The organism is Rhodococcus sp. NPDC056516 (genome assembly GCF_042794655.1).
In the GTDB taxonomy this organism is placed as follows: Bacteria; Actinomycetota; Actinomycetes; order Mycobacteriales; family Mycobacteriaceae; genus Rhodococcus_F.
Genome location: NZ_JBHTTG010000003.1, coordinates 192,891 through 217,243, shown reverse-complemented (window position 1 = coordinate 217,243; position 24,353 = coordinate 192,891). Strand labels below are relative to the sequence as shown.

22 protein-coding genes and 1 pseudogene are annotated in these 24,353 nt (G+C 62.4%); 7 read left to right on the top strand and 16 right to left on the bottom strand.

Going from position 1 to position 24,353, the window contains the following annotated elements:
- Nucleotides 1-4 precede the first annotated feature (4 nt).
- From ACFQ6Y_RS10290 to ACFQ6Y_RS10260, 7 genes and pseudogenes are all read right to left on the bottom strand, one after another.
- Complete coding sequence (locus ACFQ6Y_RS10290; RefSeq protein ID WP_378631674.1) at nt 5-1,243, bottom strand: GAF domain-containing protein; 1,239 nt, start codon at nt 1,241-1,243, stop codon at nt 5-7.
- A 105-nt stretch (nt 1,244-1,348) separates the two neighbouring features.
- Entirely contained in the window at nt 1,349-2,746 is a 1,398-nt protein-coding gene (gene lpdA / locus ACFQ6Y_RS10285) for a dihydrolipoyl dehydrogenase (protein WP_378631671.1), read from the bottom strand.
- Nucleotides 2,747-2,752: 6 nt separating this feature from the next.
- Nucleotides 2,753-4,270 (bottom strand): 2-oxo acid dehydrogenase subunit E2, encoded by a 1,518-nt coding sequence (locus ACFQ6Y_RS10280; protein ID WP_378631668.1) that lies wholly within the window; start codon nt 4,268-4,270, stop codon nt 2,753-2,755.
- A 2-nt stretch (nt 4,271-4,272) separates the two neighbouring features.
- On the bottom strand, nt 4,273-5,322 hold the full coding sequence (locus ACFQ6Y_RS10275) for an alpha-ketoacid dehydrogenase subunit beta (RefSeq protein WP_378543239.1): 1,050 nt from the start codon (nt 5,320-5,322) through the stop codon (nt 4,273-4,275).
- Nucleotides 5,323-5,332: 10 nt separating this feature from the next.
- Nucleotides 5,333-6,254 (bottom strand): annotated as a pseudogene (locus ACFQ6Y_RS10270) (thiamine pyrophosphate-dependent dehydrogenase E1 component subunit alpha).
- 234 nt (nt 6,255-6,488) lie between these two features.
- Nucleotides 6,489-6,950, bottom strand: a complete 462-nt coding sequence (locus tag ACFQ6Y_RS10265) for an RNA polymerase subunit sigma (RefSeq protein WP_378631665.1) — start codon at nt 6,948-6,950, stop codon at nt 6,489-6,491.
- Nucleotides 6,951-7,013: 63 nt separating this feature from the next.
- Nucleotides 7,014-7,580, bottom strand: a complete 567-nt coding sequence (locus tag ACFQ6Y_RS10260; RefSeq protein ID WP_378631663.1) for a hypothetical protein — start codon at nt 7,578-7,580, stop codon at nt 7,014-7,016.
- 219 nt (nt 7,581-7,799) lie between these two features.
- On the opposite strand from ACFQ6Y_RS10260, the gene ACFQ6Y_RS10255 reads away from it, so the two are divergent.
- Genes ACFQ6Y_RS10255 through ACFQ6Y_RS10240 form a run of 4 tightly spaced genes read left to right on the top strand, consistent with a single transcriptional unit; the run spans nt 7,800 to nt 11,009 of the window.
- Nucleotides 7,800-8,489: a hypothetical protein gene (locus ACFQ6Y_RS10255; protein WP_378631660.1), complete on the top strand. Its 690-nt coding sequence runs from the start codon at nt 7,800-7,802 to the stop codon at nt 8,487-8,489.
- Complete coding sequence (locus tag ACFQ6Y_RS10250) at nt 8,482-9,045, top strand: hypothetical protein (RefSeq protein ID WP_378532315.1); 564 nt, start codon at nt 8,482-8,484, stop codon at nt 9,043-9,045. Before ACFQ6Y_RS10255 ends, ACFQ6Y_RS10250 begins: the two co-directional genes overlap by 8 nt.
- Before the next feature lie 12 nt (nt 9,046-9,057).
- The gene (locus ACFQ6Y_RS10245) at nt 9,058-9,735 is read left to right on the top strand and encodes a response regulator (protein ID WP_378631657.1); all 678 of its coding nucleotides are present in this window, start codon (nt 9,058-9,060) and stop codon (nt 9,733-9,735) included.
- Entirely contained in the window at nt 9,732-11,009 is a 1,278-nt protein-coding gene (locus ACFQ6Y_RS10240) for a sensor histidine kinase (RefSeq protein ID WP_378631654.1), read from the top strand. The genes ACFQ6Y_RS10245 and ACFQ6Y_RS10240 overlap by 4 nt, the downstream gene beginning before the upstream one ends.
- A 64-nt stretch (nt 11,010-11,073) precedes the next feature.
- Here ACFQ6Y_RS10240 and ACFQ6Y_RS10235 read toward each other — a convergent pair whose 3' ends face one another.
- From ACFQ6Y_RS10235 to ACFQ6Y_RS10225, 3 genes are all read right to left on the bottom strand, one after another.
- Nucleotides 11,074-12,789, bottom strand: a complete 1,716-nt coding sequence (locus ACFQ6Y_RS10235; protein WP_347874482.1) for a glycerol-3-phosphate dehydrogenase/oxidase — start codon at nt 12,787-12,789, stop codon at nt 11,074-11,076.
- Nucleotides 12,790-12,837: 48 nt separating this feature from the next.
- Nucleotides 12,838-14,346 carry a glycerol kinase GlpK gene (gene glpK / locus ACFQ6Y_RS10230; protein ID WP_230814506.1) on the bottom strand — a complete coding sequence of 503 codons (1,509 nt, stop codon included), beginning with the start codon at nt 14,344-14,346 and terminating at the stop codon, nt 12,838-12,840.
- Nucleotides 14,347-14,410: 64 nt separating this feature from the next.
- A complete protein-coding gene (locus ACFQ6Y_RS10225) occupies nt 14,411-15,238 on the bottom strand; it encodes an MIP/aquaporin family protein (protein WP_378632843.1) in 828 nt (275 codons plus the stop codon).
- 239 nt (nt 15,239-15,477) lie between these two features.
- Here ACFQ6Y_RS10225 and ACFQ6Y_RS10220 point away from each other — a divergent pair, with 239 nt between their 5' ends.
- Nucleotides 15,478-16,461 (top strand): sugar-binding domain-containing protein, encoded by a 984-nt coding sequence (locus ACFQ6Y_RS10220; RefSeq protein WP_317828753.1) that lies wholly within the window; start codon nt 15,478-15,480, stop codon nt 16,459-16,461.
- Here ACFQ6Y_RS10220 and ACFQ6Y_RS10215 read toward each other — a convergent pair.
- Entirely contained in the window at nt 16,396-17,199 is an 804-nt protein-coding gene (locus ACFQ6Y_RS10215; RefSeq protein ID WP_378632838.1) for a TetR/AcrR family transcriptional regulator, read from the bottom strand. The genes ACFQ6Y_RS10220 and ACFQ6Y_RS10215 overlap by 66 nt on opposite strands.
- A gap of 92 nt (nt 17,200-17,291) precedes the next feature.
- On the opposite strand from ACFQ6Y_RS10215, the gene ACFQ6Y_RS10210 reads away from it, so the two are divergent.
- Nucleotides 17,292-18,245, top strand: coding sequence for an ATP-binding cassette domain-containing protein (locus ACFQ6Y_RS10210; protein WP_378631651.1), 954 nt, complete (start codon nt 17,292-17,294; stop codon nt 18,243-18,245).
- A complete protein-coding gene (locus ACFQ6Y_RS10205) occupies nt 18,242-19,003 on the top strand; it encodes an ABC transporter permease (protein WP_378631649.1) in 762 nt (253 codons plus the stop codon). Before ACFQ6Y_RS10210 ends, ACFQ6Y_RS10205 begins: the two co-directional genes overlap by 4 nt.
- A gap of 91 nt (nt 19,004-19,094) precedes the next feature.
- Here the strand turns inward: ACFQ6Y_RS10205 and ACFQ6Y_RS10200 are convergent, their stop codons facing one another.
- From ACFQ6Y_RS10200 to pdxH, 5 genes are all read right to left on the bottom strand, one after another.
- Entirely contained in the window at nt 19,095-19,457 is a 363-nt protein-coding gene (locus ACFQ6Y_RS10200) for an FKBP-type peptidyl-prolyl cis-trans isomerase (protein WP_003940440.1), read from the bottom strand.
- A 70-nt stretch (nt 19,458-19,527) separates the two neighbouring features.
- The gene (locus ACFQ6Y_RS10195; protein WP_003940509.1) at nt 19,528-20,826 is read right to left on the bottom strand and encodes a citrate synthase; all 1,299 of its coding nucleotides are present in this window, start codon (nt 20,824-20,826) and stop codon (nt 19,528-19,530) included.
- Nucleotides 20,827-21,184: 358 nt separating this feature from the next.
- A complete protein-coding gene (locus ACFQ6Y_RS10190) occupies nt 21,185-22,132 on the bottom strand; it encodes an aldose 1-epimerase family protein (RefSeq protein WP_378532302.1) in 948 nt (315 codons plus the stop codon).
- A gap of 41 nt (nt 22,133-22,173) precedes the next feature.
- Nucleotides 22,174-23,439 carry an MFS transporter gene (locus tag ACFQ6Y_RS10185; RefSeq protein ID WP_378532300.1) on the bottom strand — a complete coding sequence of 422 codons (1,266 nt, stop codon included), beginning with the start codon at nt 23,437-23,439 and terminating at the stop codon, nt 22,174-22,176.
- Complete coding sequence (gene pdxH, locus ACFQ6Y_RS10180; RefSeq protein ID WP_378631646.1) at nt 23,436-24,149, bottom strand: pyridoxamine 5'-phosphate oxidase; 714 nt, start codon at nt 24,147-24,149, stop codon at nt 23,436-23,438. Before pdxH ends, ACFQ6Y_RS10185 begins: the two co-directional genes overlap by 4 nt.
- Nucleotides 24,150-24,353 lie beyond the last annotated feature (204 nt).

The following is a 24,353-nucleotide window of genomic DNA, read 5'->3' as shown; positions in this document are numbered from 1 at the left end:
GCGGTTAATAAAGGCGCACAGCAGGGAGGGTTTTTACCCGCACCGCCGGGTCGTAGCGATAAGGCTGCGCCAAGAGGATTCCGGCCAATCGTTTACGCAACCTCGACATCTCGGCCCGGACGGTCACCGTCTTGCGCGGATCGCCGAACAGCTGTGAGGCGAGCTGCGAGGCCGTGAGGCCCTCGGACGTCTGCGTCAGAGCGAGAAGGATCTGCGAATGGCGCGGGCTGAGGTCGATACTCCAACTCCCCATGGCCGAGGAGTACCGCAGTTCCATCGCATTCGGATCTCGCAGGTCCAATTCAACTTCGGCACAAACAGTTCCGGACGCCGGGTTCACCTGAGGACGGATGAACCAACCACCCGGAAGCGGCTCGCACATACATAATCCGAGCGACGGGAGCCAATGCTCGCCGCTGCTCATCACTTTCGGCAGCGCGATGCGGTAGATCGGAGCCATCGAATCCACGGCCGCGACCCAGCCACCACGGTCCACGACCACTGTCGGCTGACTCGCGCGAGCCAGCGTCGACGCCGAGATCATCCGGAGCTGATCCAATCCGATTCGATGCTTCTCCCGCAGTGCGGATTCCGCCAGCCTGGCCACACTGTCCACCAGCGCGAGAGTCGACGGGTGGACCGTGTCTGCTGCGCCGGCGACGTTCACGACGGCGATGGCCCGGCGACTACGCGGATCCCGAACCGTCGCTCCGGAGCAGGTCCACGGATGCTGCGAGCGTGAGTAGTGCTCGGCCGAGAACACCTGCACTGCCGAACCTGATGCCAAGGACGTGCCGATCCCGTTGGTACCGACAGCTTCCTCGGTCCACGACGCACCCTCGATCATCCCGAGTCGTTCGGCCCGATCCAGCATTCGGCTGGGCCCGTGTCGCCAAAGGATCCGCCCGTGGCGGTCGGCCACCACGATCAGATTCGCGTCGCCTGGGCCGACGAGTGGCGCCAGACCGTGCACCGCCTCGTCGAAGATCTCCGTCATGCCGGCGGCGCGTCGGCCCTCTTCGATCTCGGATTCGCGGCCCGTCTTGGTGATCGAGCACCGCTCCGGATCGAGTCCGAGCGCACGCAGACGCGACCACGAATTCGCGATGACGGAGCGCGGACGCGCAGGCGGCTTGCGCCCGGACATCGTTGCTTCGTACACGGATTCGAGAACACGTGCGTACTGCGCCGGGTCTTCACCACTACCCAAGGCCGGTTCGAGTCGATTCGTTGCGCCGATCACACTCCAGTCCTATGCGACGGGGTCACCGAAAGCGAGCGTTGCACCCGGTTGCAGAGTTGTCCGCGTGCGTGAACGTAGGACGGCGTTCACGCACGCGGACTGTGCTCACGCGTTGAGGGGTCTCCCCAGCGCCGAGAGCACCGACTCGTGCATTGCCTCCGAGAGCGTCGGATGAGCAAACACGACCTCGGCGAGATCCTCGCCGGTGGCTTCGAGGGATCTGGCGATTCCGAACCCCTGAATCTGCTCGGTCACGTCCGGACCGACCATGTGCGCGCCGAGCAGTTCCCCGGTATCGGCGTCGAAGATCGTCTTGACGAAGCCTTCGGCCTCACCGATCGCCAATGCCTTGCCGTTCGCCTGCAGGTCGAAGTGCCCGACGCGCAACGTGCGACCAGAGTCGGCGCATTGCTTCTCCGTCAGACCGAGACTCGCTACCTGAGGGCGGGCATACGTGCAACCAGGAACGTAGTCACGATCGAGCGGGTGAACATCGGGCACGCCGGCTAGCTTTTCGACGCACAGGACGGCTTCGTGACTTGCCTTGTGCGCCAGACACGGAGCGCCCGCGACGTCGCCGATGGCGTAGATCCCGAAAGCACTGGTGCGGCACCACTCGTCGGTGACGATCGCACCGCGCTCGATCTCGACGCCCGCGGCCTCCAACCCGAGATCCTCGACGTTGCCGGTAATTCCGGCCGCCACCAAAACCCGGTCCACGGTCAACGCGTGGACACCGTTGCTCGTCTGCACATTCACCTCGACGGCGTCGGCGCCGACGGTTACCGCCGACACCGAGGCACCGGTGTGGATCGTGATGCCCCGCTTCTCGAACTGCTTGCGAACGAAGCCGGAGATCTCCTCGTCCTCGACCGGCATGATGTGCGGTGCCATCTCCACGATGGTCACCTCGGTTCCGAGATCGCGGTACAGGCTGGCGAATTCGACTCCGATCGCGCCGGACCCGATCACGAGCAGCGACTTCGGCAGTTCCTTCGGGACGAGTGCGTCGAAGTAAGTCCACACCCGGTCGCCGTCCGGAACGACACCGGGAATCGAGCGCGGCCGGGCTCCGGTTGCAATGATGACGTGGTCGGCTCGATACGTCCGACCTTCCACGGATACGACGCCCTTGTCCACCAACTTCGCAGTGCCGGAGATGACCTCGACGCCGTTCTTCTTCATCAGATAGGCAACACCGCCGGACAACCGCTCCGAAACCCCACGGCTGAACGACACCAACTTCGAGATGTCGAATTCAACAGACGCCGAACTGAATCCGTATTTGTCGAGTTCGCTCAAGGTATGCGCGACGTCAGCGCCGTGAAGCATTGCCTTGGTGGGGATACAGCCCCAGTTGAGGCAGATACCACCGAGGCGATCACGTTCGACCAGCGCAACGCTCAACCCCAACTGGGCAGCCCGGATCGCCGCAACGTACCCACCCGGGCCACCGCCGATGACAAGAACGTCGTACTTCTGAGACGTATTGTTTTCCACCACAGCCCCTTACACCAACATCAGGGCAGGAGAAGCGACAAAGCGCTGGAGTTCCCGAAGGAACGTCGCACCCAACGCTCCGTCGATCACCCTGTGATCGCACGAGAGGGTCACGGTCATCACCGTCCGGACCGAAACGGTGTCGCCGACCACCACGGCCCGCTTCTCCCCCGCACCAACGGCGAGAATCGCACCCTGGGGCGGATTGATGATCGCGTCGAAGGCCTTGATCCCGAACATACCGAGGTTGGACACCGTGAAGGTTCCACCCTGGAATTCTTCGGGACGGAGTTTGCCGGTCTTCGCCTTGGTGGCCAACGCGAGCACCTCACCGGAGATGTCCGCCAACGACTTGGTGTTCGCACTGCGCACGATGGGCGTGATCAAACCGGTCGGAAGTGCCACTGCCACCGAGACATCCGCCGACGCGAATCGAAGAACCGATTCGTTCGCGGCATCGAACTGGACGTTCACGTCCGGCACCTTCATCAGCGCGGCGGCGCAGGCTTTCACGATGAAGTCGTTGACCGACAACTTGACCGCCGGGACGGTCGAATTGATCTCCTTGCGCAGAGCGAGGAGCGCATCGAGCTCGAGATCCGCCGAGAGCCGGAAATGGGGAGCCTGCTGCTTGGACGCCTGCAACCTACCGGCGATTGCCGATCGCATGGGTGTGAAAGGAACTGTGTCGTAATCGGGTTCAACGGCAACGATTCCCGTCTCGGCTGCCGCATCAGGTAGGAGCTGCGCGGAACGGGCGGCGTCGTGCACGTCGGCGACGCAGACGCGCCCCCTCGAGCCCGTCGGACGACAGTCGTGCAAATTGACGCCCAGCGAGTGCGCAGTTCTGCGTGCGACCGGGGTGGCCGGTACGGCGCTGTCATCGACAGTCGATCGCAGCGGAAGTCCGGATCTCGTGGCCGGCACTACCGGCGCAACAGTGCCACCGGCGTCACGAATCGCGTCGTCGATGTCTCGGACACTGATCCGTCCGAGTGGGCCCGTACCCACCACGGCGGCGAGATCGATTCCGAGTGCTTCGGCACGTCGGAGTGCGCGAGGACTGGCAAACACGTCACTCTGAGTCGTGCCCTGCAGAACGCTCGGTACGACGGTGGAGCCGGTTGGTGCAGGTTTCGGCGCAACAACCACCTTCGCAGCCGGCGTCGGCAGGGGTGTCGCGGGAGCCGCCGGCGCGGCAGCTGGTGACGGTGACGGCTCTTCCGGCGGCGCGGTTGCGCCGCGGGCGGCGAGGAACTGCTCGATCTCCTCATCCGTCGTGGACGCGTCGGCGGACACACCGATCACGGCACCGACGGGCAGAGTCTGCCCCGGTGTGCCGACGATCTTGCGGAGAACACCGTCGAACGGCGCCTCCAGCTCGTTGGTGATCTTGCTGGTCTCGATCTCACAGATCAATTGGCCCTTGGTGAACGACTCGCCTTCCCCGATGAGCCAGGCGTTGACCAACCCCTCCTCCATGGAGAGCCCCCACTTGGGGATGTCGATAGCTTTGATATCCGCCATGATCAGGCTCTCACCAGCTTGCGAACCGACTCTTCGATCCGCGCCGCGTCAGGCAGCCAGGCAGTTTCGAGGGTCGGTGAGAACGGAACCGGCGTGTGCGGCGGCGTGATCAGTTCGATCGGCGCTTTCAGGTAGTTGAAACCCTTGGTGGCGATCAACGCGGCCACGTCGTGCCCGAAGCCGCAGCGGGCGGCGGATTCGTCGACGATCACGACCCTTCCGGTCGACGCGACGGATTCGAGAATGCCATCCTCGTCCAATGGGGAGACGGTACGAGGATCGACGACCTCCACCGAAATACCCTCTGCTGCCAGCTTGTCCGCTACGTCGTTGGCGCGGTTCACCATCGCGGACAAAGCAATGATCGTGACGTCGTCGCCCTGCCTGGTGTAGTTGGCGACGCCGAACGGAATCGCGTAGGGCTCGTCCGGCACTTCGCCCTTGAGGTCGTAGAGAACCTTGTGCTCACAGAAGACGACGGGGTCGTCGTCCCGGATAGCTTGGATGAGAAGCCCTTTGGCGTCGTACGCGTTGGACGGAGCGACCACCTTCAGACCAGGCACCGCCGCGAACACGTTGTACGGGGACTGAGAATGCTGTGCAGCGGCGGAGAATCCTGCGCCGATCATGCCTCGCACCACCAGCGGAGTTCTGGCCTTGCCACCGAACATGTAGCGGAACTTGGCAGCCTGGTTGTAGAGCGCGTCGTAGGAAACTCCGAAGAAGTCCATGAACATCAACTCGGCGACCGGCCGAAGTCCGGTCAGTGCGGCTCCGGCAGCCATTCCGATGATCGCGGATTCGGTGATCGGGGTGTCGATCACACGCTCCGATCCGAACTCCGTCCACAGGCCCTTGGTGACCCCGAGGACACCGCCGAACGCCTCGATCTTCTTCGTCTCCAGATCGGGATTGGTACCGGCATGCCCGCCGCGTACGTCCTCGCCGATGAGGACGACGCTCGGATCTCGTTGCATCTCTTGGGCGATGGCCTCTTTGACGGCCTCGCGGTAAGTCTTCTTCGACACGTTCTTGGTTTCCACGCTTGTCATCTCGGGCTCCTCAGTACGACACGTAGACATCGGTCAGCAGATTCTCGACGGGTGGATACGCCGCGGCGCGCGCCTTCGCTACCGCCTCGTCCACCAACACTCGCGACTGCTCGTCCACCGCGTCCAGATCAGCGAAGCTGACCTTCTTCGCGTCGACACTGCTACGGAAGTTCTTGAGCGGATCTTTGGTTTCCCGCAGTTGCGCAACCTGTTCCGCCGTGCGGTACAGCTGCGCGTCGCCCTCGAAGTGGCCGTGCCAACGGAATGCCGCCGCCTCGATCGTGGTGGGGCCACCGCCGGTCCTGGCACGCTCGGATGCTTCTGCCATTGCGTCGTAGACCGCGAAGAAGTCGGTGCCGTCCACCTTGACGGCAGGCATGCCGAAGGATGCGGCGCGCGCGGCGATGTCGGGTGCACCGACGGCGTAGTCGGTTCCGGTGGCTTCCCCGAATCCGTTGTTCTCGATCACGAAGACGATCGGAAGATCCAGCACCACAGCCATGTTCATCGCCTCGAAGACGGTTCCCTGGTTGGATCCACCGTCACCTGTGAACGAGGCTGCGATGACTCCGTTTCCGAGGGTCTTACCACTCAGTGCTGCACCGATCGCCAACGACGGTGCGCCGCCGACAATCGCGTTGGCGCCGAGCATTCCCACGGACAGGTCGGCGATGTGCATCGAACCACCCTTGCCGCGACACAGGCCGTCGTCCTTGCCGAAGATCTCCGCCATCATTCCGTTGAGGTCACAGCCCTTGGCAATGCAGTGCCCGTGACCGCGGTGTGTATCCGATGTAGTCGGCGTCGCTGAGGTTCTCGCACACTCCGACGGCGATGGCTTCCTGGCCCGAGTAGAGGTGAATGAAGCCGGGGATGTCGCCGGTTGCATTCTCTTCGTGCAAGCGATCCTCGAAGGCACGGATACGTGACATCTTCTCGTACGCCTTCAGCAATGCTTCCCGGCCCAGTCCTGAATGAGGCTTGGCCCCGGTCTTTTTCGATCCTGGCGTTGTCGGCTTCTGCGCCGTCCGTTGAACCACCGTCACACTCCTCGTTCTCGATCACTCGTGCCATGCAGTGTCGTGTAGGTCACGGACGAAGAGAAAGAGTTGCGTACGGTTGCCGGGAGTTGCGAAGGGTTGCAGCTGTTGACTTTCGAGCGTTGATTAGGCGCCGCTCAGGCTGCCGCGTCTGATCTTGGACAGCGCGCGGTGTTGGACGAGTTCGACGGCGCTCGTTGTTGTTCTCAGTGACAGCGCCGTCTCGCGCACGTCGAAACCGACGACGATGCGAGCTACCAAAACATTGCGTTCGACGGCCGACAGATCACCGAAAGGCAGAGTGAGTCGACTCGATGCTGGTAGCGAATCGATTTCGCGACTTATCGCGTCGTACAGGTGCGCGAGGAACGCTTCTCCGGCGCGTCTTCGTCGCCGGATGTCGGACAGGACGGATCTGCAGATACCGACGGCAATACGGTCAGCGTCGAGCGGTCGCAGTTCGGCACGACAGCGCCGCGTCACCAGAGGCACGATGCGTTGGATGAGTTCTGCAATCGCGTCACGATCCCCTCGGCACGCATCGTCGGCAACACAGTCGATCGAACGTCCACCTGCCCTGCTTGTCATTGCGATCTCCCCCTGGTTCGGCCCTTGGTCGAATTCCGCACTACTGCTCAGGTTTTGAACTCGTCAGGGGCGTATCGGCTCGGGGCAGATCCCGGTTTGTTCCCCGATGATGTTGATCTCAGCGTTGGAACGAGGGTCAGCGCCGTAGTTGATCTGGTCGGTGCACTTCTCTGAGGGTTCGACGGCATCGGATGGGAGCGGCGCCGGACACGAACCCATCCGCTCTCCGATGCTGTTGATCTCCGCATTCGAACGAGGATCACCCGCATAGTTGATCTGATCGGTGCACCTGGTCGACTCGGTAGGCGGACCAGGGGCCGCAGGGGCAACCGCGCTGGTCGAGACCGGGGTCCAGGCCGGCGCTGCTCCGCGCGCCGGGGCTCCGGGAGTGGATGTGTCCACACCGCCGCCCGCCGAGCTCGAGCTTTCGACTGTCTCCGACGCGGTCGCTGGGGTCAGCGGCGGTGCGGTCGTCGACGCCGCGACCACCGACGTAGTCGTCGATTCGAGTCCTGGCGCGCTGGTGTCGTCGCTCGAACACCCGGCCATCGCGCACACCACTCCGATCGTCAGTACGGCGAGCAGCACTCGCAGACGCCGAGTCTTGTTGGTCAGCAATACTTCAGGCATTTGCTCTCACACTCCTCGATACGCGGATCAGCTCGTTCCGCCCAAGCGGTGAACACCGACGTGACTCACTCTAGGAGCCCGATTCCATCGGTTTCGTAACAGAATTCCGTCGGTCACGTACCAACTCTCGACGGTCCTGACATTTGTACGATTACGTAACGGTGGGTGGCGAAACCCCGATATCGGGATCACCTGTGATCGTATGAAGTACATATGCCGATGAGACAGTTCGCACCGGCCGGGGAGGGGAAAGCGTTGTATCGGAATGAGATCTGCGAGGGCCGAACAGGCCGCACTCGCAGGCTGTTCGGTACGGCACTCGCGACAGCGGCCCTCGGAGCGTCCGTGATCACCGGATGCGGGTCCACCCAGGGTGTTGTGATCGAAGGCGATGTCGCTTCCACCGGATTGTCCGTCACACAGCCCGCCGACCTGGCCAGACGGGTTGCCGAGAATTCGAGGTTGGGGCGGGCGCTTCTCGACGACCCCGGGGTGTCGGAGGGTGTGAAGACCGAACTCCGATCGTGCCCGGACTGGTATCCGATCTCGGTCGGATCCATCCTTCTCGATCCAGGCGCACCTCGTATCGTGCCGGAGACCGAACTGATCGTCATGAACGTGTATCCGTGCCAACCGGCCCACCAACCCGGGACCGGAGTATCGATTTCGGTCAACCTCGCCGGCTACGTCTACCGCAGCGGCAAGGCCGGTTCGAGTGAAGACAATCCCGAACTAGGTGAGCGCCTGTTCTCCGTCGAAGAGCGAGGAAAGTTCATCGTCAGCGGTCAACGCGCCGCGAGTTTGTCTGTCCTGGAGACGGATCCGCGGCCACCGGAGTTCGAATGTTGCCCCCGTCCACCGCTTCGGACCGAGTTCCACTGGGATGGAACGGAGTTCATCCGTGATTGATCGCCGTCGTCGCGCGCTGCTCGCCGTGCTCTGCCTGCCGGTCGCGTTTGCTCTCGCCTCCTGTTCCACCGAGCCTGAATCAGAACCCACTCCGAATATCGCAGCATCACTCGACCCCTCGGATCTCTCACAGGGCTTGAGCATCGATCCTGTTGCCCTCCTCAGAGCAGACCCGGAAGTGTCCGATGCGGTCAAGGACAGTCTCCGGTTGTGCGGTGATGCGAACTTCCCCTTCGAAATCCGCTACTCCCACGTGACGGACGCCGTTTGGCAAGATGCCGTCGTCAATGTCTTCACCTGCGAGTCTGTCGGCATCTGGGGACGACCGGCCCCACCGGTCAGCTTCATGGTCGCCGGATTCGTCTACCAGATCGACGAATCGGGCGCTCACAAAGTCTTCGGAGTGCAAGACCCAGGACGCTACGTCGTCGGCTCAACCGGAGGATTGTCGGTCATGGTCGACCTGTGCAAGGACCCCGGCATTCCGGAATTCTGTCAATCGTCGACTGCATACAAGTGGACCGGTGAAGGGTTTGAGAGTGTTCCGTTCCCATGAAAGCGAAGGCCGATGACCGATCCGTTGATTTTGCTGGTCGAAGACGACGCTGTCATCCGCGAAGCAACGCAATTGAATCTCGAACGCAACGGGTTTCGGGTGATCACCGCACCAGGTGGGTTGACCGGAATGGATTTGGCGGTCGACGCCAAGCCGGATATCGCCGTCCTCGACGTGATGCTTCCCGACCTGAACGGAATCAGCCTGTGCCGACGCATTCGTGAGGAACTGTCGGTGCCGGTCATCATGCTGTCCGCGCGCGACGACCCGGTCGACATAGTTCTCGGATTGGAAGCCGGTGCCGACGACTACGTCACCAAGCCCTTCGACAGCGGTGTCCTGGTGGCCCGTATCCGAAGTGTGCTCCGGCGGGTCGAATCCCATTCCGGTACGGAGAAAGACATCGTGACTCTCGGCGATCTGGAGATCGATCGCGAGTTGGTGACCGTCACGCGTTCGGGCGCCGAAGTGGCACTCACCCCCACTGAAATGAAGCTGCTCCTGGTCATGGTGAGTGTGCCGCGGAAAGTCTGGTCTCGCTCCGAACTGCTCTCGGACGTCTGGGATTACGACTGGGGCGGCGATACGCGCATCGTCGACGTTCACGTTCAGCGATTGCGCACGAAGATCGGCTCCGAACAGATCCGAACCGTCCGGGGGTTCGGCTACACGATGGACAACCATCGGTGAGATCGCGGGATCTCGCCGCCAAGCTCCCGTCCACCGGGAGGCGGTTGTCGTTTCAGTGGAAGATCGCGGCGGCCATCACGTTCGTGATTGCCGTCGCCTCGATCACGCTCAGTACCGTGATGCATCAAACCTTTTCACACAACCAGGAGGATGCAGCGCGGGCTGCAGCTGATCGCAATCTCCAACTGGTGTTGCAGGACGAAACAGGCAGCATGCGTGCATTGTTCCGCGCCACCACGGATGGCCTGGACGTTCCGGAAGAGTTACGCGAGGCCGTCGCCGGCGGCAAACGCGCCACCTACCTCGTCGACAGTGACGACCAACCATTCGTCTGGGCAGCTGCCGACGTGAACACTCAAGTGGTGGCGATTCGCGTCCCGTACACCGCGCAGCGGGAATCGATCGCCAGCGTCGATCGGACACTGCGCAATGCCACCGTCGCTGTGATCGCAGCGGGTGCCGTCCTGGGTGTGCTGCTTGGGCTCGCGATGTCGTATCGTTTGCGCTCGGCCGCCCGTGCGGCACGCAAAGTGTCTACCGGAGCGGACATCCGCGTCCGCTCGGTCACCTGGTCACTCTTCGACGACGAGATCACCGAACTGGCGGATGCAGTCGACGCGATGTCCGATGCGCTACGGGGTCAGCTCGACGCCGAAAAGCGTGTGACAGCCAACATCGCGCACGATCTCCGGACGCCCATCTCCGGACTGGTCGGCGCCGCGGAGCTTCTACCGCCCGGCAGGCCAACCGAATTGGTGCGCGACGGCGTACATAAACTCAGGAGACTCGCCGAGGACGTCATCGAAGTGGCCCGCCTCGACACCACCTCCGAGCAGGCAGACATCCAATCGGTGGAACTGGCACCGGTGGTGCGTCACGCGATTTCCACCACCGGGGTCGAGTGTGTAGTGAGTGCTCACGGCGCCCCCGCGTCGTACACCGATGCACGCAGACTCGAACGGATCATCGCCAACCTGATCTTGAATGCTCGCAATCACGGAAAGTCGCCGATCATTGTCGACGTCGACCACTCCCGCATCACCGTGCGGGATCGAGGCAGTGGGTTCACTGAAGAGTGGCTTCGCCAGGGGCCGAAGAGATTTCAGACCGATTGCGTCGAACGCGGCCCGAACTCGGGCCTGGGCCTCGGCTTGACGATCGTAGTGGGGCAAGCGGCGGTCATCGGCGCTCGTATCGACTTCGCGAACCATCCGAAAGGGGGCGCGGTGGTGACGGTCGACCTCCCCGAATGCTCGTCGGACGAGTTCGATTGACACCGGTGCAGTTCGGTCGATCGGCCGGGACACAGTGCCCCGGCCGATCATTGGTGCTTCAGGCTCAAACCTGTCCGACAGTAACTCCGGTGCGAACGTCCGGTGCACCGAGGCGCGCCGCATCAGCCGTCAGGTCATCGGGCTGCTCCTGAGATTCCCGCTCGGCTGCAACGCGCAACCGGTAGTGCTCGATCTCCTCGGCAATGTGCTCGGGAGTCCAACCGAGCACCGGTGCAACCAGTTCCGCCACTTCGGCAGCTGCCGCATCGCCGCGATCGGTAACCTCGATGGAGATGCGAGTACGACGGGTCAGGATGTCGTCGAGATGCTGCGCACCCTCGTGGCTCGCAGCGTAATGGATCTCTGCCTTCAGGTACTCGGGAGCGGAGTCCAACGGTTGCCCCAGTTCCGGCCGCGCCTCGACGAGTTCGAACAACTCGTCGGCCAGAGTGCCGTACCGACCCAGTAGGTGCTCGATGGTCGAAACGTGCAGTCCCGTGCGCTCAGCGGTGAGGTGCCGATTGTTGTGCGCGGCGAAGTAGCCGTCGGCACCCACCAGTTGGATACGCTCGGTGCAGGACTTCGGCACCTTCTGTTCGAGTCCGTGCACCGCGGAATCGACTGCGTCCTTGGCCATCACGCGGTAGGTCGTGTACTTGCCACCGGCGACCACCGTCAAACCTCGGACCGGACTCGACACCGCGTGCTCACGCGAGAGAGTGCTGGTCGAGTCCGATTCGCCGAACAGCAACGGACGCAACCCCGCGTACACACCGACGACGTCTTCGTGCGTCAACTCGTCCTGAAGGAGCTTGTTGACATGTCCGAGGATGTAGTCGATATCGCTTCGGCTGGCTGCCGGATGCGCGAGGTCGAGGTTCCAATCGGTGTCCGTCGTACCGATGATCCAGTGGCTTCCCCACGGGATCACGAACAGCAGGCTCTTCTCGGTCCGCGTGATGATCCCGGTCGAGGAGTTGATCCGGTTGCGCGGGACAACCAGATGCACGCCCTTGGAGGCACGAACCTGGAATTGTCCTCGCCCACCGACCATTTCCTGAATCTCGTCGGTCCACACGCCGGCCGCGTTGATGACCTGGCGAGCACGGATCTCGAAGGCGCGACCCGTTTCCAGATCCACCGCCTTCACACCGACCACGCGGTCCTCCTCACGGAGAAAACCGACGACGCGAGTGCTGTTGACGCACAGAGCGCCGTACTCGGCCGCCGTGCGCGCCAGCATCATCGTGTGGCGGGCATCATCTACCTGACCCTCGTAGAACTTGACCGAACCCCGGATAGCAGAACGCTTTCCGGAAGGGAACGATTCGAGAGTCTTCTTCTTGCCCACATGCTTGTGGTGCGAAGGAACCCCGCGGCCTGCGCCCATCACGTCGTAGACGCCGATGCCCAGACCGACGTACGGCCGGTCGATCAGCTTCTCGAGCGGGTAGATGAACGGCACCGGCTTCGCGAGATGCGGGCACAGCGAGTTCAGAACCAGCGACCGCTCACGCAGTGCCTCGAACACGAGCGCAAAATTGAACTGCTCGAGGTAACGCAGTCCGCCGTGGAACAACTTGCTGGACCGGCTCGAGGTTCCGGACGCGAAGTCGCGTGCCTCCACCAAGCCCACCTTCAGACCACGAGTTGCGGCGTCCAGCGCGCTACCCGCACCGACCACGCCACCGCCGATGACCAGGACGTCGAGTTCGGTTTCTTCCAACTTCTTCAGCGACTCCGCCCGCGAGGACGGACTCAATGCTTGTGCTGTGCTCATGAAAACTGTTCCTTCACTTGAAAATAGGTAGAAATGCGGGCGCCGCGATCAGTCTGCGTCGACCCAGTCGAGTGTCCGAGTGACGGCCTTCTGCCAGCCTGCGTACAGCCGGTCCCGCTCCGCCGAATCCATCGATGGCGTCCAACTCTTGTCCTTCGCCCAGTTGCTACGAATGTCGTCCTCGCTCTCCCAGTACCCGACCGCGAGACCAGCGGCGTATGCGGCGCCCAAAGCCGTGGTCTCTGCCACGACCGGGCGGATCACCTCGACGTCGAGCAGATCGGCCTGGAATTGCATGAGGAGTTCGTTCGCGACCATTCCGCCGTCGACCTTGAGCACCTTCAAGTCGACACCCGAGTCGAGGTTCATCGCCTCGATCACCTCACGGCTCTGGTACGCAGTCGCTTCGAGCACCGCCCGAGCAAGGTGCCCCTTGTTCACGAACCGGGTCAGACCGACGATCGCGCCGCGTGCATCCGCGCGCCAATGCGGTGCAAACAGACCCGAGAACGCGGGCACGAAGTACGCGCCACCGTTGTCCTCCACAGAGCGAGCGTTCACCTCGATGTCTGCCGCATTGTCGATCATGCCGAGGTTGTCCCGAAGCCACTGCACCAGCGAACCCGTCACGGCGATCGATCCTTCCAGCGCATAGACAGTGGGCTGCTCGCCGATCTTGTAACAGACCGTCGTCAGCAATCCGTTCTTGCTCATCACCTTTTCGGTGCCGGTGTTGAGGAGCACGAAGTTGCCGGTTCCGTAGGTGTTCTTCGCTTCTCCGGGAGAGAGGCAGGCCTGGCCGAAAGTTGCGGCCTGCTGATCACCGAGGATTCCGGCGATCGGCACGCCGGACAGGGTGCCACGTTCACGGACGAATCCGAAGACCTCGGACGAGCTTCGGATCTCGGGAAGCATGGACTCCGGAATTCCCATGTCGGCACAGATCGCCGAATCCCAAGCGAGAGTGTCGAGATCCATCAGAAGGGTGCGCGAGGCGTTGGTCGGATCGGTGGCGTGCACTCCGCCTTGGACGCCGCCGGTCATGTTCCACAACACCCAGGTGTCCATCGTGCCGAAGCACAACTCGCCGGCTTCTGCCTTGTCGCGAGCGCCCTCGACGTTGTCGAGAATCCACTTGACCTTGGGGCCCGAGAAGTACGTTGCCAACGGCAGTCCGGTGACTTCGGTGTACTTCTTGGGGCCGTCTTCGCCTGCGAGTGCCGTGCAGATCCGATCAGTGCGTGTGTCCTGCCAGACGATCGCGTTGTACACGGGCTTTCCGGTTGCTCGTTCCCAGACCACTGCCGTCTCACGCTGATTGGTGATTCCGACGGATGCGATGTCGGCCGCGGTCAAGTCTGCATTGGCGAGGGCGCCCGCCGTGACGTTGCGGACGTTGTCCCAGATCTCGATCGGATCGTGCTCGACCCAACCCGCCTGCGGGAAGATCTGTGAGTGCTCATGCTGCTCGACGGCAACCACGTGCCCACTGTGGTCGAAGATCATGCAACGAGTGGAGGTGGTTCCCTGGTCTATCGCGGCTACGAACTGCGCCATCGTGCTACCCCTTTGGTGTCGAAGAAAGTGCGAAAGATTTACTGTCGGAAATGATGATTCGCCATCAGGCCGGTATCGCGGCCGGCTCCTCGGCCGCCTTCTCCACCGACTCGTCAGGCAGGAATCGTCCAACCAGCTTGTCGTAGAGGAACACCCCGATCGGAGCGCCGATCAGCGGTCCGACGATGGGCACCCAGAAGTACAAACTTCCGTACTGATCCCGCCAGGCACTGCCGTAACCGGTGAGGTACGACGCCAGACGCGGGCCGAAGTCACGGGCCGGATTGATGGCGTAACCCGCGTTGGTCGCCCAGGCGAATCCGATTCCCACGACGATCAATCCGACGACGAAGGGCGCGAGATTCGCAAGCGGTGGAGTGCCGCGGGAATCCGTCACGGCAACGATGAGAAACAGCAGAATGGCTGTACCGATGATCTGATCGATCAGCGCCGAGCCGAGACTGACCGGAAGCGTTCCGTTTCCGGGCATCGTCGAGAAGATCGTCTGAGTGGCCGTGGTGTGTCCGGGATCGATGGCGTTGAGCATGTCGTTGTAATTCCATCGAACGATCAACGCCGCGACAAATGCGCCCGCAGTCTGCGCCAGCGTGTAAGGCAGCACCTTGCGCCAGGAGAAGTCCCGGAAGATCGCGAAGGCGAACGTGACCGCGGGGTTCAGATGAGCACCCGTCGCCCGGCCTGCGACATAGATTCCGAACATCACGCCGAGTCCCCAGGCCCACGCAATGCTGTCGTGTCCACCGAGACCCCCTTCGCTCCCGCCGGACACCACCTGCGCCACCACCCCGACGCCGAACAAGATCAAGATCATCGTTCCTGCAAACTCGGCTGCCAACTCGCCTGGAAGCCCCAATCGCTTGGCTTTCTCCATCCCCACCCTCACTTCGTTGTGATGCATGTCATAGTTTGGTCTGCTGCACTCGTAGCGTAAGACCCATTGCACATTCACGCATAGCTCGTGCACATATGTGCAAGTTGCCCATTTACGCACCGTAACGTGGGTAACAGACACACTTCAGGGACTTTGCGTGATCGAACGCTTCAGCCTGGTCCTACTCGGATAAGATTCGGTTCAGTGCTCTTGCACGTACGTGCAGACAGGACGAAACCATGGAAACTCCCACTTCCGACTCTCCAACCTCCGACCCGGCAGACCCGCGTATCGCCGACGCCGTTCAGGCCGCTCGCCTCTACTACTTCCAAGATCAGACGATGGCTGCCATCGGGCGCGACATGGGAGTCTCCAGATCCACCGTCTCCAGGCTGATCACCTACGCACGCACTTCGGGACTCGTCGAGATCAAGATCAGCACGCCGCACGGCCAGGCACCTCGCATCGAACGCGAGTTCTCGGAACGATACGGAGTACGCGCACACGTAGTGACCGTGCCGGAACTGGTGGGGGATCTCGAGCGACTCGAGAAGGTAGCCACTTTCGCGGGACGCCTGTTGGCCTCGTTCTTCGACAGCGACATGGTGATGGGAATCGCCTGGGGAACCACTCTCAGTGAAGTCAGCAAGCACCTCGCCCCCAAACGCACGTACAACTCCTACGTCGTGCAACTCAACGGTGCTGCCAATACCCGCACCACGGGAATCTCCTACGCCAGCGACATCATCAGAACCATCGCCGACGCCTACGGCGCTCTGCCACAAGGATTTCCGGTACCTGCATTCTTCGACTACCCGGAAACCCGGGAACAGTTGTGGCGCGAACGCAGCATCAAGCGAGTGCTGGACATGCAGAAACGAATGGACCTGGCAGTCTTCAGCATCGGCGTCCCGGGTGGTAACGTGCCCAGTCACGTCTACACCGCCGGATACCTCGAACCCGATGAAGCAGAAGCACTTCGACGCGACGGAGTGGTCGGGGACATCGCAACCGTGTTCTTCCGGTCCGACGGGAGCTATCGCGGCATAGAACTCAACGAGCGCGCGAGTGGACCGCGGCTCGACCTTTTCGAGAAGGTCGCCAGACGCGTGTGCATCGTCGCCGGAACAGCAAAACTGCCCGCCCTGGAGGGAGCACTACGGGGCGGGCTGATCACCGACCTGATCATCGACGACGTCAGTGCCACCGCGCTGGTGTCCTGACCGCTGCACCAACTTCTCGATTCCGTCGAGCAGAAGGCCAAGCGAGAAACTGAAATCGAACGCATCATCGCCGGCTGCCTCGCCCTCCGGACTGCCGTCCTCGAAGCCTCCCTCCTCGATTGCAGCACTGAGGTAGGGAAAGTCCTCGCGGTTGATGACTCGCGCGATGAGGGCGCCGTAAGCCACGTCGTCGTCAGCCGACTGCGCCGACCGCGAAGCCAGGTCAGCCGAGAAGCGGGCACGGCCGATCACGAACAACGACACGTTGGTCACCACCTGGAACTTCGATGCGGCACTCAGAGCGACGCCGTCGAGTGCGCTCAGCCCCGCGTCGAGCCACGCCATGTTGTTCGGTCCGGTCGGCGGAGCGGTGATGGGCAGCTTGAGCCACCAGGGCCGACTCAGCATCGTGGCGTACTCCTGGTTCGCCCACGCCTCGAGCTTGACGCGCCAGGTCACGTCGTCGGGAATTATCGGCGGCGGCCCGATCACTCGATCCGAAATCAGTTCGATCAGTTCGTCTTTGCTTGCCACGTAGCGATAGAGCGACATCGTCGTGAACCCGAGCGCTTTGGCCACCCGGCCCATCGACAGTGCCGTGACACCTTCGGCGTCGGCCAACTCGATCGCGGTGTCGAGGATGTGCTCGAGACTGAGCCCCTTCTTGGGACCCCGCGTTCCGGGCTGATCCAGTCCCCAGGCCAGTTCGACCGTCCTCGGTAGCGCGCCGCCATCCATACAGCTCCCACTCTTCGCTCTTGCCATCATCCTAGAACTGTGTACGCTATAAACACGAGTTTATGCCCTACACAGTTACCTCGGAGGTTTCGATGCCAGGAACGATCCCCGCAATCTCGGTCCGCGGACTCCGCAAGCGCTACGGCGATCAACAGGTTCTGGACGGACTCGATCTGTCGGTACCAGCCGGATCGGTGTACGCCCTCCTCGGCGCGAACGGCGCCGGAAAGACCACAGCGGTAAGAATTCTCACCACCCTCATTCCTTTCGACGCCGGCGAAGTCACCGTGGCGGGCCACTCACTCCCCGACGATCCCCAGAACGTTCGCCGACGCATCAGCGTCACCGGGCAATATGCTGCCGTCGACACGCTGTTGACCGGCTCCGAGAACCTGACTCTCCTGGGCGAGCTGAATCATTTGGGCCGGAAGAACTCTCGAAAACGTACCGACGAACTGCTCGACCAGTTCGACCTGGCGGACTTCGGCGACAAACGAGCGGGCGACTACTCGGGCGGCATGCTCAGGCGACTCGACATCGCGATGAGCCTGGTGGCGAACCCGGACGTCGTCTTCCTCGACGAACCCACCACCGGCTTGGACCCGAGAAGCCGCCACGAAATGTGGTCGATAGTTCGCGGTCTCACGGCGTCGGGTGTCACGATCTTCCTCACCACCCAATACCTCGACGAGGCAGACGAATTGGCCGATACCGTCGGCGTGCTCAGTGGCGGCCGTCTGGTCGCCGAGGGAACACCGGACGAACTCAAGCGACTTGTTCCCGGCGGCCACGTCGCACTGCAATTCGAGAACCTGGCCCAACTCGATCTCGCCGCGGCGTCACTGCCGCAGGCACACTCGAATGCCGAGACATTGACCCTGCACATCCCTTCCGACGGAGCCGTTCCGTCGATCAAAGCCATCCTCGACTCTATCGACGACCCGTCGATCACCGTCGAGAAGTTCTCCGTTCACACCCCGGATCTGGACGACGTGTTCTTCGCGCTCACCGGATCCGGCCAACCCGAGATTGCGAGCGTTCGATGACGTCCACCATTGCAGTCGATTCCGCGGTGATGCTTCGCCGGAATCTCAAACACGTTCTGCGTAGCCCTGATTCGATGATCACCGCGATGGCGCTGCCGGTCATGCTCATGCTGCTGTTCGTCTACGTCTTCGGTGGCGCCATCAACACCGGTACCGAGTACATCGACTACGTCGTGCCCGGAATCATCCTTCTGTGCGCCGGTTTCGGCGCCTCGACCACCGCCGTCAGCGTCTCGGGCGACATGAAGGACGGGATCATCGACCGTTTCCGGACGCTCGCGATCTCACCGTCATCGGTCCTGACCGGGCATGTGCTCGCCAGCGTCGTCCGCAATATTCTGACGACGGCGATCGTGGTTCTCGTCGCTCTGATCATGGGATTTCGCCCGACAAGCGATCCGCTACGGTGGCTCGGCGTCGCCGCTGTGATCGTCGCCTTCGTCTTTGCCATGTCGTACCTCTCGACAGCTTTGGGGCTCTTGGCCAAGAACCCGGAGGCTGCAAGCGGATTCACCTTCGCCATCATGTTCCTGCCCTACGTCAGCACTGCTTTCGTACCGGCTGAGACCATGCCGTCCTGGCTGCAGGGGTTTGCCCGGCACCAACCGGTGACTCCCATCATCGAGACGGTGCGTGGACTCTTGATGGGCACCCCGATCGGGAACAGCGCGGCCATCGCCCTCGCGTGGTGCCTGGGCATCGCCGCCGTGGGATTCGTGTGGTCGAACTGGCTCTACCGGCGAAAGACAACACGCTGACCACACAAGAAAGCCCCGCACCTGACGGTGCGGGGCCCTCCTGCTGTGCGCCTTTATTAACCGCGGGGGGTTAATAAAGGCGCACAGTAAATTACTTGGCGTCCAGCAGATCGATCACGAAGACCAAGGTCTTGCCGGAAAGCTGGTGCCCTGCACCGGCGGGGCCGTATGCCAGCTCCGGCGGAATGGTGAGCTGACGGCGTCCGCCGACCTTCATGCCCGGGATGCCGTCCTGCCAGCCCTTGATCAGGCCACGAAGCGGGAACTGAATGGACTCGCCACGGCTCCAGGAAGAGTCGAACTCTTCGCCGGATTCGAACTCGACACCGACGTAGTGAACGTCGACGGTGCCACCGGGAACGGCTTCGGCGCCTTCTCCGACAACCAGGTCCTTGATGACCAGATCGGTCGGCGCGGGGCCTTCCTGGAACTCGATTACGGGCTTGCTACTCATGGGTCCTCCTCGTTGAGGCGAAATATTGGGTACAGAAGACTAGCGGGTGGTGATATCGCTAGGTCACGCGTCAGCGGGACGTGATGTCTCTGTAGTCACGCTCGGTGTAGCCGGTGTAGATCTGGCGCGGGCGGCCGATCTTCGTAGCCGGATCCTCGTGCATTTCACGCCAGTGCGCAATCCAACCGGGCAGACGGCCCATGGCGAACAGCACCGTGAACATACGCGGCGGGAAGCCCATCGCGCGGTAGATGAGGCCGGTGTAGAAGTCGACGTTCGGGTAAAGCTTGCGCTCGATGAAGTAGTCGTCCGTGAGGGCGGCTTCTTCGAGTTGCATTGCGATGTTGAGCAGTTCGTCGTCGCCGCCGAGCTTGGCGAGGATGGTGTGCGCAGTTTCGCGGACCAGCGCAGCGCGCGGATCGTAGTTGCGGTAGACGCGGTGCCCGAAGCCCATGAGCTTCACGCCGTCTTCCTTGTTCTTGACCTTGCGGACGAACTCGGCTGCGGTGCTGCCGCTGGCCTTGATCTCGTCGAGCATCTCGAGCACTGCCTGGTTCGCGCCACCGTGCAGCGGGCCCCACAGTGCGTTGATGCCGGCCGAGACGGAGGTGAACAGGTTGGCGTCCGACGAGCCGACCATACGCACGGTCGACGTGGAGCAGTTCTGCTCGTGGTCGGCGTGCAGGATCAGCAGCATGTCGAGTGCCTTGGCGACCTCGGGATCACCCTGGTACGGCTCGGCCGGGAAGCCGAACGTCATGCGCATGAAGTTCTCGACCAAGTTCAACGAGTTGTCCGGGTAGAGGAACGGCTGTCCGACGGACTTCTTGTACGCGTACGCAGCGATGGTCGGCAGCTTCGCGAGAAGACGGATGGTGGACAGTTCCACCTGCTCCGGATCCTCGGGATCGAGCGAATCCTGGTAGTACGCCGACAGTGCGTTCACTGCGGACGAGAGAACCGGCATCGGGTGAGCGTTGCGCGGGAAACCGTCGAAGAACCGCTTGAGGTCCTCGTGGAGCAGGGTGTGTCGACGAATGCGGTCCGTGAAGGACTCGAGCTGGGCGTCGGTCGGCAGTTCGCCGTAGATCAGCAGGTAGCTGACCTCGATGAACGTCGACTTACCTGCCAACTGCTCGATGGGATATCCGCGGTAACGCAGGATTCCCTTCTCGCCGTCGATATAGGTGATTGCAGAACTGGTGGATGCAGTGTTCACAAAACCGGGGTCAAGGGTGGTGTACCCCGTTGTGGCCAGCAGCTTTCCCAGCTCGATGCCGTCATTGCCCTCGGTTGCCCTGGCAATGGACATCGTGTACTCACCACCGGGGTAAGTAAGCGTGGGCTTTGTGTCATTGTCAGCGGGCACGAAGGATCCCTCTCAAGCTCGAACCAACGAGTAACTACATGCGATCAACTAGAAACTAGTCGCACGGGAGAGATCGTGCCGAAGGAGGGTCGCCCCACGGCTATTTTTCGGGTACTCACGAACCCGACATACCCACCGAAACTGAAACACGTTCCAGGCGGGATTTTCCCACCCGCGTGACCGGTACTCCTGTCTACGGAATCGCGCGCTTACCCGCATTGATCTGCAAGTCTCGACAGCAGCACGAGACGTGGACAAACGATCGACCTTCTGAACCACTGACACGGCGTACCGAAAATCGATTGTTATCGGCCGATACCCAGACTGCGTTACACGATCCCACGGTATGAGAGCCGGATCACAGAGCCTTGATGCCCCAGCTACCAGTCCACGTCTGACCCGGTTGAAGCACCAGGAGATCGATGCCCGAGTTGAATGCATCGGGTGGGCAGGTCATCGGCTCCAACGCCAATGCTCGTCCACGGTCGGGATATCCCTTGTCGTTGGCGGGATCTGCGATGAATGCCTGAATCCACGGGAACTCGCGGTTGGTCCACAGCGCTGTGCCCGTTCCATCCGGAGCCAGCAGCTCGTGCTGAGTGCGACCACTGCCGTCGACGACGTCCAACGCGCTGTACGGGGTGTCCAACTGAACCCCGGCGAGCAGTCTCGGCGTCCGGAAGTCGTAGTCCGTACCGGCGACTGCCTGCGAATACGCGTTCGGCAGCATCCTCGCCGGATCGATCGGCAGTCGCGTGCCTGCCGCCAGATGCAGAGCACATTCGTCGAGCGGAAAGTCGCCGGCGCGGATGAAGGTGTGCATTCCGAGCCCGAACGGCGACGAGGTCGCACCCTTGTTCGTGGCCGTGTGAGTGACGGTCAATCCGTCAACACCGACCTCGTAGGCGACCGTCAGCTGCAACGGATACGGCCAACCCTTGTGCAGTCCCACGTCGACCGACAGTTCGACGCGCTCGTAGGTGTGGTCGACGAGGCTCCAATTCCTACGCCTGACAAACCCGTGGCTTGCGTTCCCCAGCGCCGGTTCGGTGATCTCGAGTTGATGCTCGATTCCGTCGAACATGAAGTGCCCGTCCCGAATCCGGTTGGGCCACGGCGCGAGAACCAATCCGGCAGAGAGCGGCGGCTTCGATCCGAGGGCCCAGGTTTCGGTCAGCGCGCGCTGACCGTTGGGCCCCTCGTGATCGAGAAGCCGCAGTCCGGCACCGGCCGCCGCGATCTCGGCCCGATAGCCGCCACCACGGATCTCGAACCCTCCCCTACCCGTGCTGTGCGGCGCAGTCATACGTACCAGTTTCCACCACGAGCGACCGGTTAACCAGGACGTCAGACGGCGCGTCCCACCTTGTAGCGAACGAACGCCGGGAATGCGAGGGCAGAAAGGACAACACCGACAATCACCAGGAAGCCGCCTCCCGCTGCCGCAACACCGGTTCCGAACAGGAAGGCCGCGCCGCCGTGCAGTACGTCACCGATACGCGGACCACCTGCCACGACCACGATGAAAACGCCCTGCAATCTTCCGCGCATGTCGTCGGTTGCCACTTGCTGGAGCATCGTGCTGCGGAATGCGGCCGAGACCATGTCGACGGCGCCGCCGAACGCCAGGAACGCCACCGCGACCCAGAGCAGAATCACGCTGGAACCGGGACTCGCGAAGTACACGGCAACGCCGAAGCCGACCATGGACAGCCCCCACAGCACGATGCAGACCATCACGGCGCGCCCCTGGTACTGCACCCGCGGCAACCAACCCGAGAAGACTCCGCCCAGAACGGCTCCCACCGACATCGCCGCGAACAGCAGTCCGAGCGCAAAACCACCGCTGGCAGGGTCACCGAAGGATTCGTGTGCGATCTCCGGGAACAGTGCTCGCGACATCCCGAACACCATCGCGATGATGTCCACCACGAACGACGCGAGCAGAACCTTCTGCGTCGCCAGATACGTGAAGCCGCCAAGCACCTCGCTCAATCCGGCCCGCCGAGAGGTACCGGTCGGCGGAATCGCCGGGAGCTTCCACACTGCCCACAACGTGGCGAGCAGAAAGATCGAGTCGACCAGGTAGAGCAGCTGCAGACCTGCCTTCGGAATGAGAACGCCGGCCAGCAGCGGGCCGGCTATTGCACCGAACTGCACGACGGTCATGTTCAGCGAGTTCGCGGCAGGCAACTGTCGGCCCGGAATCAGCCGAGGGATGATCGCCGCTCGAGTCGGCTGGTTGACGGCAAAGAACGCCTGTTGAACCGAGAACAAGCCGAGCACCAACCACACGTTGTTCACGTTCAGCGCGGCTTGGATCCAGAACAGAACCGACGTGACGCCGAGTCCGATCGAGGTGATCATCAACAGTCGTCGTCGATCCATGACATCGGCGAGGGCGCCGCCCCACAGACCGAAAACGATCAGCGGTACCAGGCCGAAGATTCCCGTCAGACCGACATAGGCCGAGCTCAAGGTGATCTGATACACCTGCTGCGGTACGGCGACCACACTGAGCTGAGCGCCGATAACGGTGACGATGCCGGCCGTCCACAGTCGTCGGTAGTCGCGATTCTCGAGCGGAGTCGTATCCGCAAGTAACCGGCTCACGGCTGGAGTCGGACGGCGGACCACTGACCGTCGACCAGGCTCGTGCGAACTCGATTGTGCATGCGGTTCGCGCGCCCTTGCCAGAACTCGACAGACTCCGGCCGGATCAGAATCCCGCCCCAGTTCGGTGGCACCGGAATCTCTCCGTCCACGCCGAATCGGGCCGCGACCTCACGCAGTTGCTCGTCGAGATCGGCACGCGAGCCGATCGCACGAGACTGCGACGACGCCCACGCACCGAGCTGCGATCCACGAGGCCTGGTTCGCCAATACTCCTGCGTCAGTTCAGCACTCACCCGCTCGGCGGCGCCGCGAACGATCACCTGCCTGGCAAGAGTCAGCCACGTGAAGTTGGCCGACGCGTACGGATGGGCGTCGAGTTGACGAGCCTTGTCGGATCCGTAGTTGGTGAAGAAGAGCACGCCGTCTTCACTGAGGCCCTTGCAGAGCACGGTGCGCGAGGCCGGGTGACCACGGTCGTCGACCGTCGACAGAGTCATGGCATTCGGTTCCGGCGCGTCCGCTTCGACGGCGTCCACGAGCCATTGACGCATGAGGGGCAGCCAACCGGTCTCGACGACCGAGGTATCCAATTCCGCACTCATGCGGTCCTCGACGGACTCCGATTCGCTGCCTGCTTGCGGATAGCCCACACGCATGGCCGCGAGTTCGTTGTCCACCGCCTGCGGGTCCTGACGTTCATTCGACACAGCCGAGAACGCTACTCCCGGGTACTCACTGGCCAACGGCTACGCGGCACGCGCTAAAGTTTGCCGTGGCTAGACCCGACCCGGACCGCGAGCCGCACCAGCGACAGCAACCGAATCGGGACGAGAAGATTGCGCAGTACTAAACACGGTGCGTGCTCATCCCTGCGAGCACCGAGGCGCAGTCACTGAAGCTGAGGCAGTGCG